Source organism: Pseudomonas sp. NIBRBAC000502773 (genome assembly GCF_006517195.1).
Classification (GTDB): Bacteria; Pseudomonadota; Gammaproteobacteria; order Pseudomonadales; family Pseudomonadaceae; genus Aquipseudomonas; species Aquipseudomonas marginalis.
In genome coordinates this window covers 2,134,385-2,146,649 of the sequence record NZ_CP041189.1, presented here as the reverse complement: position 1 = coordinate 2,146,649, position 12,265 = coordinate 2,134,385, and the positions used below count along the sequence as shown (strand labels likewise).

Annotated in this window: 7 protein-coding genes; 4 read left to right on the top strand and 3 right to left on the bottom strand. The window is 61.1% G+C overall.

What is annotated here, in order from left to right; all coding sequences use genetic code 11:
- Positions 1–158: 158 nt before the first annotated feature.
- The 3 genes from NIBR502773_RS09835 to treR all read right to left on the bottom strand — a co-directional run bounded on the left by NIBR502773_RS09835 (position 159) and on the right by treR (position 4,983).
- Positions 159–998, bottom strand: a complete 840-nt coding sequence (locus NIBR502773_RS09835) for an alpha/beta hydrolase (protein WP_141157835.1) — start codon at positions 996–998, stop codon at positions 159–161.
- A 155-nt stretch (positions 999–1,153) separates the two neighbouring features.
- Positions 1,154–4,213 carry a membrane-targeted effector domain-containing toxin gene (locus NIBR502773_RS09830; RefSeq protein ID WP_141155943.1) on the bottom strand — a complete coding sequence of 1,020 codons (3,060 nt, stop codon included), beginning with the start codon at positions 4,211–4,213 and terminating at the stop codon, positions 1,154–1,156.
- A 65-nt stretch (positions 4,214–4,278) separates the two neighbouring features.
- Complete coding sequence (gene treR / locus NIBR502773_RS09825) at positions 4,279–4,983, bottom strand: trehalose operon repressor (protein ID WP_027605432.1); 705 nt, start codon at positions 4,981–4,983, stop codon at positions 4,279–4,281.
- Between the two features lie 239 nt (positions 4,984–5,222).
- Here treR and treP point away from each other — a divergent pair, with 239 nt between their 5' ends.
- The 4 genes from treP to ptsP all read left to right on the top strand — a co-directional run bounded on the left by treP (position 5,223) and on the right by ptsP (position 12,264).
- Positions 5,223–6,665, top strand: a complete 1,443-nt coding sequence (gene treP, locus NIBR502773_RS09820) for a PTS system trehalose-specific EIIBC component (RefSeq protein WP_141155942.1) — start codon at positions 5,223–5,225, stop codon at positions 6,663–6,665.
- A 70-nt stretch (positions 6,666–6,735) separates the two neighbouring features.
- Complete coding sequence (gene treC / locus NIBR502773_RS09815) at positions 6,736–8,382, top strand: alpha,alpha-phosphotrehalase (RefSeq protein ID WP_141155941.1); 1,647 nt, start codon at positions 6,736–6,738, stop codon at positions 8,380–8,382.
- Between the two features lie 74 nt (positions 8,383–8,456).
- A complete protein-coding gene (locus NIBR502773_RS09810; RefSeq protein ID WP_141155940.1) occupies positions 8,457–9,677 on the top strand; it encodes a carbohydrate porin in 1,221 nt (406 codons plus the stop codon).
- A gap of 61 nt (positions 9,678–9,738) precedes the next feature.
- A complete protein-coding gene (gene ptsP, locus NIBR502773_RS09805) occupies positions 9,739–12,264 on the top strand; it encodes a phosphoenolpyruvate--protein phosphotransferase (protein ID WP_141155939.1) in 2,526 nt (841 codons plus the stop codon).
- Position 12,265: the final 1 nt, after the last annotated feature.

Here is a 12,265-nt window from a genome sequence, read left to right as displayed (position 1 = left end):
TTACATGATCCCTGTAGGACAATTCATCATAAAAATAATTAATGCCGAACAAAAAGCTAAAAGATGCGACGTCCCAGTTGTTTTTTGAAGTTTTACGGGAACATTCAGCAATAATCGGAACGTTAGAGTCGCTATTACAGTCGCGTGCGGGTCAGGTACTAAGGGGAAGGGGATTCGGATGTTTTTAAACGGACCTTCCCGCCCTCAATCTGAGGATTCTCATGTGCCAACGGAGTTTTGACCCATTGGCTCCAAGTCGCTTCCCACCCACTGTCGTGGTTTGCTCCTGGTACAGGAACGTATTGGGAGAGGGGGGAGTCAAGCGCCTGTTGGTACTTATCAGCTAGCTTACCGGGAATGATCAGGTCAGCTTCTCCGATGAAATGACGCTGGGGTAATAAGGCGAGTCGATTACGATAGTCCAGCGGATCCAGTGAACCGTCGAGCGGCGACAGCCCTTTCATCGTCGCCCACAGGCGTGGACTGAGATTGCCAGCAAGGGTCTGCACCTGGGTAACATCATTGCGCTGCGCCGCTAACAATAATGCGAGAGCGGCACCACCTGAATACCCCACCAGTTCGAACTCACTATTGCCATATCGCTGTTTTAGTTGGTCCAACGCCTGGCTGAGGCGGGTGACCACTTCCTGGGAAAATCGTCGGTTGGTCCAGAGTGCTGGCTGACAGGCTGCGGTCATGACGAACTGGCAGGGGCGTGCCAGGTACGCATTCGGTGTCGGATCATCGACTGCCAGCCGTGGCACTAACAGATTGTGCGGGCTCGGATCCAGGCTGGGTTGAGTGGCGGTCGCCCAGGAATGGCCATCGCCTTCCAGGTAAACACGCAGGCGAGTCATCTTTTCTGCCGTGCGCGGTGCAAGTATGAAGAGGGGGAAGGCGTGTCCCGGCAGGACTTCCAATTGTCGTCCATGCTCTTCAGCCAGTTGTTGCAGTGCCTCGCGCGGTGATTGGCAGGCGATGAGAAGCGCACTGACCATCACCATCCAGGCTTTATAGAGGCAGGCCAATGTCCGACGACAGGGAAAGTGTTTATTCATAGGAAAGGCAAAGTCTGAGTCTGATGGCGGGGGCATCGACACCCTCCGCTAGAGTGAGTAAAAAACCTGGCCTCGGCCAGGTTTTTTATTACCTGTCAGGCAGGAAGCCGACTTTGCAGACTCATGCCCATATTGGTGAGGGCGCTGGACAGCTGTTCCAGCGTGGGGAACCGTATGTCATGCACGCCTGCCCAGGCCGGGCGGTCGATGTAAAAGCTGCCGTCGGCCAGCCGATTGATGGGGGTCGCAACGATGCCCCTGTCTCTGCTGTGGTGCCGCAGGGTGTAGTTGCCCTGGTTTTCGTCGATCAGGTACATGCCCTTGCGAAACAGCAGCCTCTGCTGTTGCTCCAATGTCCTGTGCACCGGCGGCGCTTCCACTTGTACGCGTAGGTCGGCATGCAAGGTGTCGAAGCTGTCACCGATGCTTTCATGACTGGGGGCGCTGTCGCGATCAATGGCGATGCCGGGGTCGATACGCACCTCGTTGCCTTGCCCCGGAAAGACCTCTTCTATACGCAGACCGATACCTCCTTCCAGTTCACTGAGACCGGCGAATCCATTGAAGGTGTTGATGTTTCTGGCGCCGGTCAGTACCAGCCATTTACCGCCGCCGTTCAGCGCTCTGTCGGCTTGAACAAGGATGTGGGCGAGGTAATTGCTCATCACCTGCTCTGAAAGATCGGCGATAGGGGTGGGGTATTTGTAATGGGCTGCGCAGTCGATAGCCTGCACGCGTATGCCATTGGCCCTGGCGGTCTTGACCAGTTCCAGTTCGTTGAACTGCCCGGATGGATCGGTGCCCAGCTTGCCAAGGTAGCTTTCCAGGTCCTCCGGCATCTCGCCGGTCTGGAAGTAGTGGTTCAGATCATCCTGGGCGAAGTCGTTGAGCAGGCGCCGCACATACAAGGTTTTCACGCCCTTGCGCGCGAAGAGCGGCATGTTGTTGATCACCAGGCGGGTGCTGGTGATGCGGTCAAGGGTTTCGCCGATGACGTAGCCCGGTAGGTCTTCGGGCAGGCGTTCGAGGACTTCTTCGAAGGCCGTTGTCGGTTCAAAGGCGGGGATGTCCGGACGAGGTGGCAGGCGGGTCCAGGACAGTTCCTTGTAGAAGTCTTGTGCTGATTGCAGCAGTTTGCGCTGCGTTTCGCCGAAGTAGTAGGTGAAGCGGTCAATGCGGCCGAAGCGGCTGTGAACATGGGTTTCATTGAGGCCCATTGCCCAGCGTTTCACTTCCGGGCGGGTGGATGGCGGGGTATCGAAGGGGCTGGTCACCCTGCGCAGTGAGTGGGGTGGCGTGGTCATCGCTTGTGGCGGTGGCGGGACCTGCGAGGGGGTCGGCCTCCGGGCGCTTTTGCTGGAGTTTCCCCCGCCGCCTTTCAAACCGTTGCTGTGGGGCACAGGTTCCCATTCGTTGAGTTCGTTCAGGCGCACCGGCAGCGCGCCGGAAAAGCCATGGGGGTTGTTCGGGTCGACAATCGCCCAATGTCCACGACCGTTGGGGTCGGCTTCGTAGCGCACGTAATAGGCTTGATCGTTCATCAGGATGGCTTGCTGAGGCATGCCGTCGGAGGTCCGCAGGCGATAGACCTGCTGGAATTTTCCGGGGGCGGTATCCAGGTGCTCTCCTTCCAGTATCAGGTTGGCCTGGTAGGTGGCAGGTACCGCAGGCTCAGGCACCGACGGTGCGCTGGTGGGCGCTGTGGGCGGCGTCAGCTCAATGGGCTCCGTTGCGAGGGTGTCGGCTGCTTCGGCGATATCGGGCATGACCCCGTCGGCTTTCAACAGTGCCAGGTTAAACAGCGTATCGATGGCACTGAATACCGCGCCCAGCTCCCCGGCGTGGCGTTCGGCCGGGGTCTTGCCGTTGATGGCCTGGTCGATGTTCAGGCCAAGATTTGCCGCACTGGCCCCCACCACCACCAACGCTACCGGCCAGCCGACCACGGCCATCGGGCCGAAGGTTTTGCCAAAGGCGTTCAGGTAGCCGATCCAGAGTTTCTTGCGCAGGTCGCCATTGCTGCGCAGGGAAAAATCCGCGTCATTGCGCATGCGCGTCTGACTCGATTGCGCCAGCCAGGTAAAGGCATCGTCCTCGATGGTCTGGTCGGCTTGATTGATCAGGCGGTGGTCCCAGGTGCCCCAGTCGACAAACAACTGGTCGAGTTGGTGGGACAGGCCCTTGTCCACCCAGTCCGGCGGCAGGGTACCCGCCAGGGCTTGGGCGGTGCGATAGATCAGCACGGGGGTGAGCAGCATCTGTTTCCACGTCACGGCATCGGTGTCGTCCTGCTGCACCTGGGCCGACAGTGGAAAGTGAGCCATGAAGCGTGCGCGATTATCCGGGTGGCTGGTCTGGTTCAGCAGCCAGAAATGCAGGTCAGCTGCGGTCTCGAAACAGTGGAAGGCCTGGGACTCACCCGGAACGTAGAGAATTTGCCGGCCATCGCCGTCGACGATGCGCAGGATATCCGTGGCGGTATGTCCACCAATATCCAGCGCCGCCACACGCAGTCCGCCGACTGAAGGGGCCTTGGCTTGCAGGTTGGACAGGGTTGGAGGCCAGCACAGATTGCTGGCCAGGGCTCGAATCACCGTCTGCAACTGCGACTTGCTGAGATGCCCGGCCTGTTGTGCTTGCAGGGCCTCGGCCAGGCAGTTGACCTTGGCCAGGGTGCGAAAATCTTCGAAGTGAGCGCGCCAGAATGCATCCATGCGCGTGGTGTAGCGATCGCTGAAATTGATCGCCCAGAAGTCCTTGAGCACCGCGCTGGCGGACAGCGGCACTTCGTTATGCTGATCGAATAGCCGCGCCTCGGCACCCTCGCGATAAAAGCCACCATCCCCGTCGAGCAGGTCGGCATTGTCCTGGTCATGGACCTCGAAGCGGTGAATGACCAACTGCGTCAGCGTCATCGACGCCTGGGGTTTTTCGTTGTGGCTCCAGCCCGTAAACGTCGCCGGATCACCGATACCGCCGTTGAAGCGGTGCCAGTACACGTGATCAGGATCCAGGTTCGCCAGACCGTGTTTTGCGAGAATCTCGCGGGCGGCCTCGATGGCCATCCTCTGCATGTTCGGGCACGCATCCAGCACGATGGGCGCCAGGGCCCTGAGTTGTTGCTGAGCGGCGGGGGAGGTGTCGGCAAGCGGCATGCTGCTCTCCTTAAGGGGGAAGAGCCGAGCATGCCAAGCCGTTTAGACGGGCGTTGGGTAGATAGTTAGCGCCTGGCGATATCGGAGAAGTAAAACTTATCCAACGTATGCCGCGACTCGGTGTACTCGAACTGTCGCCCGTCCTGCAAAAACGTCTGGTTGCTCACCACGATCACATGGCTCTGACCTTCGAGGTCCAGGTGGGTCTGGTCGTCCTTGCTGCGGGGCAGGGCTTCGATGGTGCGCTGGGCGTAGCTGATCTGCAGTTGCAGGGTCTGCTCGATGAAGGCGTAGATCGACTGTTCGGCAATCGCCTGGTCCAGGCCGGGGATCAGGTCGGCGACGAAGTGGTTGATGTCGAGGATCACCCGTTTGCCGCCGATGCGCCGTACCCGTTTGATGCGTGTGATGAGGCTGCCGGGTTCGGCCTCGATGTGTTGCAACAGCGGGCCTTCCAGGGGGAGCTGGGTGAATTCGACCACTTCGGTGCGTACGTCATCGCCCAGGTCGGCGTGGGTTTCGTGGAAGCTGACGATGCCGCCGAGTTGGAACTCAATCGGGTTGGGCGAGAGCACGAAGGTGCCCTTGCCGTGGATCTTTTGCGCAAACCCACGTTCCTGCAGTTGCTCGATGGCGCGACGCACGGTGCCTCGGCTGGCCTGGTAGCTGTCCATCAATTCGGTTTCGGAGGGCAGGCGCGTGCCGCGTTGCAGGCGTTCGGTGGTGATGCTGGCAAGCAGATCGGTATAGATCTGGTTGTATTTGCTCATGGGTAGGGCTCTGTGCCGCGTTGGCGTTCAAGGCAGGAACCTTAGAGGCAGAGCGGCGGTTTGTCCATTAGACCCAAGGATTTCTGCGGCTTGCAGCGCAGCGGTGTCCTACAGGGAGTAAACAAAATCAAACTCGTACAGACGAGTTGTTGCTTTAACTCGTCTGTACGAGTACTTTTGCCTTCGGCGTGCTGCCAATGACTGCCCCCCAAATAAAAAAATCAAAGTGGAAACCAAGCATGAGCCACGACTATTCCAACATTGCCCGCGAGATCCTCGAGCACCTCGGGGGCAGCGACAACCTTGAGCAAGCTGCCCACTGCGTGACCCGCCTGCGCCTGGCGCTCAAGGACCCGAGCCTGGTCAACGGCAGCGCGTTGAATCAGGTCGATCTGGTCAAGGGCTCGTTCTTCACCGGCGGTTTGTTCCAGGTGGTGATCGGCCCCGGCGAAGTGGAAAAGGTCTACGCCGCCCTGCGCGAACAGACCGGCCTCGCCGCCGCCACCATCGCCGATGTGAAGAAGAAGGGCGCCGACAAGACCAACGCCATGCAGCGCCTGGTGCGGGTGTTCTCCGATGTGTTCATGCCGATCCTGCCTGCGCTGATCATCGCCGGCCTGCTGATGGGCGTGAACAACCTGATGGGCGCCAAGGGCATGTTCATCGAGGGCCAGACGCTGCTGGAGGCGTATCCGAACCTGGATGGCCTGTGGAGCCTGATCAACCTGATGGCCAACACCTCGTTCGTGTTCCTGCCGGCGTTGGTGGGCTGGTCGGCGGCCAAGCGCTTTGGCGGCAGTGAAATCCTCGGCATAGTGCTCGGCCTGATGCTGGTGCATCCCGATCTGCTCAATGCCTGGAACTACGGCAAGGCGGTCGCCGGGCTCGACGGCCAGAGCCTGCCGTACTTCGATATTTTCGGTTGGTTCAAGATCGAGAAAGTCGGCTACCAGGGGCAGATCCTGCCGATCCTGATGGCGGCGTATGTGATGAGCGTCATCGAGAAATGGCTGCGCGCTCGCGTGCCCAACGCCATTCAATTGCTGGTCGTGCCGATCACCACCATCGTCGTCACCGGCGTGCTGGCGTTGGCGATCATCGGCCCGGTGACCCGTCACCTCGGCATCCTGATCACCGAAGGCGTGGTCACCCTGTTTGACCTGGCGCCGATGGTCGGCGGAGCGATTTTCGGCCTGCTATACGCGCCGCTGGTGATCACCGGCATGCACCACATGTTCCTCGCCGTGGACCTGCAATTGATCTCCACCCAGGGCGGAACCTTTATCTGGCCGATGATCGTGATGTCCAACCTGGCCCAGGGCAGCGCCGCGCTCGCGGTGTTCTACACCACCCGCAATGCGCGGGATAAAAGCATGGCTTCGACCTCGGCGATTTCCGCCTACTTCGGCATCACGGAACCGGCAATGTTCGGGGTGAACCTGCGCTTCAAGTTTCCGTTTTATGCGGCCCTGGTGGGCTCGGCGCTGGGCAGCATTTTCCTGTCGCTGAACAAGGTGCAGGCCTCGGCAATCGGGGTGGGTGGCTTGCCTGGGTTTATTTCGATCGTGCCGAGTGCCATTCCGATGTTTGTGATTGGGATGGTGGTCGCGATGGTGGTGCCGTTTGTTCTGACCTGTGCGTTGAGCATGAAGATTGTTCGGCCGGGTTATCGCGTCGCCTGATCGGCCGCTATCGGGGGCAAGCCCCCTCCCACATTTGACCGCGCTCACAATTCTACTGAAGGAACCCACCATGCAAGACTGGCAACACTCGGTGATCTACCAGATCTACCCCAAGAGCTTCCACAGCCACGCGGGTAACGCCACCGGTGACCTGCTGGGCATCGTGGACAAACTCGACTACCTCCAATGGCTGGGCGTGGATTGCCTGTGGATCACCCCGTTCCTGCGCTCGCCGCAACGGGACAACGGCTACGACATCAGCGACTACTACGCCATCGACCCCAGCTACGGGACCATGGCCGACTGCGACCTGTTGATCAGCGAAGCGGCCAAGCGTGGCATCAAGCTGATGCTCGACATTGTGGTCAACCACACCTCCATCGAGCATGAGTGGTTCCAGCAGGCGCGCAGCAGCCTCGACAACCCCTACCGCGACTTCTACATCTGGCGCGACCAGCCGAACAACTGGGAATCCAAGTTCGGCGGGTCGGCCTGGGAATACGAGGCGCAAACCGGCCAGTACTTCCTGCACCTGTTCGACCACACCCAGGCCGACCTCAATTGGGACAACCCCCAGGTGCGTGCCGAGGTGTTCAAGCTGATGCGCTTCTGGCGTGACAAGGGCGTGGGCGGTTTCCGCCTGGACGTGATCAACCTGATCTCCAAGCCCGCCGATTTCCCCGAAGACAACAGCGACGGCCGCCGCTTCTACACCGACGGCCCGAACGTGCATGAATACCTGCAGGAGATGCACCGCGAAGTCTTTGAAGGCCATGACCTGATCAACGTCGGCGAGATGTCGTCCACCAGCCTTGAGCATTGCATTCGCTACTCGCGGCCAGAGTCGAAAGAGCTGTCGATGACCTTCAACTTTCATCACCTGAAAGTCGATTACCCGAACCTGCAGAAGTGGGTGAGGGCCGACTTCGACTTCCTGCAACTCAAGCAGATCCTCTCCGACTGGCAACTGGGCATGCAGGCCGGTGGCGGCTGGAATGCGCTGTTCTGGTGTAACCACGATCAACCCCGGGTGGTCTCGCGGTTTGGTGACGACGGTGAGCATCGTGTGGTCTCGGCCAAGATGCTCGCCACCGCGCTGCACTTCCTCCAGGGCACGCCGTTCGTGTACCAGGGCGAAGAACTGGGCATGACCAATCCGGGCTTCGACAGCATCGATCAGTACCGCGATGTGGAGACCCTGAACATCTTCCGCCTCAAGCGCGATGCCGGTGAATCCGAAGCGGCGAGCATGGCGGCGATCATGCAGAAGTCCCGCGACAACGGCCGTACGCCGATGCAGTGGAACGCGCAGCCGAATGCGGGTTTCAGCACCGGCGAGCCCTGGATCGGCCTCCCGGCGAATGCCGCGCAGATCAACGTTGAACACCAGCTCGACGATCCCGACTCCGTGCTGCATCACTACCGCGCACTGATCGCTCTGCGCCGCCACGAACCGCTGATTCAAGAGGGGGTTTACCGCCAACTGCTGCAAGACCATTTGCAGGTCTGGGCGTACCTGCGCGAAGGCCACGGTGAGCGCCTGCTGGTGCTGAACAACTTCTACGGCCAGCCCTGTGAGATCCAACTGCCTGGCGACGTGATCGGCGCCGCGACCGAGCAACGCCTGCTGATCAGCAACTATCACGACTGCCCGCAACGCACGGCCACGGTGACTTTGCGCCCGTACGAATCCTTTGTGCTGCACCTGAAGGACTGAACCTGGAACTCCCGTAGCTGCTACGGGGAGCGCAGGGTGCTTCAAAAAACATAATAAAAATATCGGAGTGCTTCATGAAAACAACAATAAAGCTGGGCCTCGTTGCATCCTGCCTGAGCCTGCCATTCGGCGCGCAGGCCCTGGAATTTGCCGGTTACTTGCGCAGCGGCGCGGGGACGTCGACAGGCAGTGGCAAGCAGCAGTGTTTCCAGTTGCCGGGTGCGCAAACCAAATACCGGCTGGGCAACGAATGCGAGCAGTACGCCGAGCTGGAACTGCGTCAGGACCTGCTGACCCTCGACGACGGCTCGGTGCTCAGCGTCGACGCCATGGCATCGCTGTACAACCAATACGACCGCGCTCTTAAATTCCAGGGCGAAGACAACGGCTCGGCGCGCATGCCGCAGATGTATGCGCAGTGGTCGAACCTGCCTGCCCTCAATGGCGGTTCGCTGTGGGCCGGTCGGCGTTACTACAAACGCAACGACATCCATATTTCCGACTTCTACTACTGGAACCAGAGCGCAACCGGCGGCGGTATCGAGGACGTGCTGATCGGCGACCTCAAGTACAGCTACGCCATTTCGCGCAAGGACAACCTGTACCAGAAGGAATACGCCACCCGTCACGACTTCAACGTCGCGGGCTTCAAGACCAACCCCGGCGGCGAGCTGGAGCTGGGCTTGAGCCATATCGAAAAGGCCGGTGGGCGTGCCACCCACAGCGGCTGGGCACTCACCGCGCAGCATGTGCAAAAGCCCTTCCTGGGTGGCAAGAACAAATTCGCTTTGCAGTACGGCGAAGGCCCCGGCACCGGCCTGGGCTACACCGGCAATACCTTCCTGGATAACAGCAGCAAAAGTTATCGCGCTGTGGAGTTCTTCGACTGGCAAGTGACCCCGCGTTTTGGAGGGCAGATCGAGGCGGTGTACCAGAAGGATATTCGCCCCGGCAGCCAGGACCAGACCTGGATGTCCATCGGCGTGCGCCCTGCGTATGCGATCAGCGAACAATTCAAGTTGGTCACCGAGCTTGGGCATGATCAGGTCGATGCCACCGGCGGCACGCGCAAGCTGAGCAAATTTACCTTCGCCCCGACCTGGTCGCCCAACGGCCCGGATTTCTGGGCGCGGCCGGAGGTGCGTTTGTACTACACCTATGCGACCTGGAACGAAGCGGCCAAGCGTGCAGCGAATGAACTGGCGGCGGGCTCGGCGTTGTCCGACACCGGCGCCTATGGCACCGCGCGGCATGGGTCGAATGTGGGCGTGCAGGTTGAATACTGGTGGAAATAAGTCATCCATGGGATAGGCATCCACCCAAGGATTTTTACAGAACAAAACAGCAGGTGACGTCATGACCGCAACTCAACCCCTGGAACTGCTGGCGCCCTTGTCCGGCGTGCTGCTGGCACTGGACAAGGTGCCTGACCCGGTGTTCGCCAGCCGCATGATCGGCGACGGCCTGTGCATCGATCCCACCTCGCAGACCCTGTGTGCGCCCCTGGCCGGGGTGATCAGCAATATCCAGGACAGTGGGCATGCGGTCAGCGTCACCGACGACAACGGCGTGCAGGTGCTGATGCATATCGGCCTGGACACCGTGAGCCTGGCGGGCAAGGGCTTCACCCGCCTGGTCGAGGAAGGCCAGCGGGTGGAGGCCGGGCAAGCCTTGATCGAATTCGATGCCGACTATGTGGCACTCCACGCACGCAGTTTGCTGACCTTGATGCTGGTGGTCAGCGGCGAGCCGTTCACGCCGTTGGCAAGCGGCCTGGTGGAATTGGGCCAACCGGTGTTGCAGGTAGCGCCCGGCAACCGGGTAGAGGAGGCCGATGAGGAGGAGGGCGATGCACGCTTCTCAAAACCGTTGACCTTGCCCAACACCAACGGTTTGCACGCGCGCCCGGCCGCCGTATTGGCACAAGCTGCGAAAGGTTTTAACGCGAGCATTTACCTGCACAAGCAAACCCAGAGTGCCAACGCCAAGTCGCTGGTGGCGATCATGGCGCTGCAAACCGTGCAGGGCGATACCTTGCAAGTGAGTGCGGCCGGTGACGACGCCGAGGCGGCGATCCAGGCGCTGGTCGCGCTGTTGCTTGAAGGTTGCGGCGAGTCCATCGCGGCACCGGCTGCACAGCTTGAAGCGCCGGTGCCGGTATCGTCGGCGACGCTGCTGCGAGGCGTTTGCGCATCGCCGGGATCGGCGTTTGGCCAGGTGGTCCAGGTTGCTGAGCCCGAGCTGAAGGTGACTGAACAGGGGGCGGGAGAAACCTTCGAACGTGCTGCTTTGGCGCGTGGCCTGTTGGCTGCAACCGAAGCGCTGCAAGCCCTGCAAACCCAGGCGGCAGGCAGTGCCCAGGCTGAGATTTTCCGCGCCCATCAGGAATTGCTCGAAGACCCGACGCTGCTGGAACAAGCCCACGGTCTGCTGGCCGAAGGCAAGAGCGCCGCGTTCGCTTGGAACAGCGCCACGGTCGCCACTGCCCAGCTGTTCCAGAACCTGGGCAACGCCCTGTTGGCCGAACGTGCGGCGGACCTGGCGGATGTCGGCCGGCGTGTGCTGAAGCTGATCCTCGGTATTCAAGACCGCGCCTGGGACCTGCCCGACCGCGCGATCCTGGTCGCCGAGCAACTGACGCCTTCGCAAACCGCCAGCCTCGACACCCAAAAGGTACTGGGGTTTGTCACCGTCGGCGGCGGGGCGACCAGCCATGTCGCGATCCTGGCGCGGGCCCTGGGCCTGCCTGCCATGTGCGGGGTCGGGCCTGAAGTGCTGGCGCTGGCCAACGGCAAACAGGTCCTGCTCGACGCCGACAAGGGCGAGTTGCACCTGGACCCCAACCTGGCCGAGATCGAACAGCTGGAAGCTGCGCGTAAGCAGCACGTGCTGCGACGTCAGCGTGACGTGGCGCAGGCGTCAGTGCCGGCGATTACCCGCGACGGCCATCACGTCGAGGTGAGCGCCAACGTCGCTTCGTTGCAGGAAGTGGAGCAATCCCTGGCCCTGGGGGGCGAAGGCGTCGGCCTGCTGCGCTCGGAGTTTTTGTACCTGGATCGCAATCGCGCCCCAAGCGTGGATGAGCAGGCCGCCACCTACAGCGCCATCGCCCGTGCCCTGGGCACCGAGCGCAATCTGGTGGTACGCACCCTGGACGTCGGCGGCGATAAACCCCTGGCTTACGTGCCGATGGACAGTGAAACCAACCCGTTCCTGGGCCTGCGCGGTATACGCCTGTGCCTGGAGCGCCCGGAGCTGTTGCGTGAACAGTTGCGCGCGATCCTCGCCAGTGCCGGGCTGGCACGCCTGCATGTCATGTTGCCGATGGTCAGCCTGCTGTCGGAGCTGCACCTGGCCCGCCAGATTATGGAGGAAGAAGCCCAGGCCCTTGGGCTCAGCGCGTTGCCCAAACTGGGCATCATGATCGAGGTGCCGTCGGCGGCCCTGATGGCCGATGTGTTTGCGCCCCATGTGGATTTCTTCTCCATCGGCACCAACGACCTGACCCAATACACCCTGGCCATGGACCGTGATCACCCGCGCCTGGCCAGCCAGGCCGACAGCTTTCACCCGGCGGTATTGCGCCTGATCGCCACCACCGTCACGGCCGCCCATGCCCATGGCAAGTGGGTGGGCGTATGCGGCGCACTGGCGTCCGAAGCCCTGGCGGTGCCGGTGTTGATCGGGCTGGGGGTGGATGAGTTGTCGGTCAGTGTGCCGCTGATCCCCACCATCAAGGCCACCGTGCGCGGGCTGGACCTGGCCGGCTGCCAGACCATCGCCCGTCAGGTACTGGGCCTGGAAGAGGCCGCCCAGGTACGCGAGGCCTTGCGCCTGTACCACGCGGCCACCGTTGAAACCTCACCTGTCATGGAGCACTGAG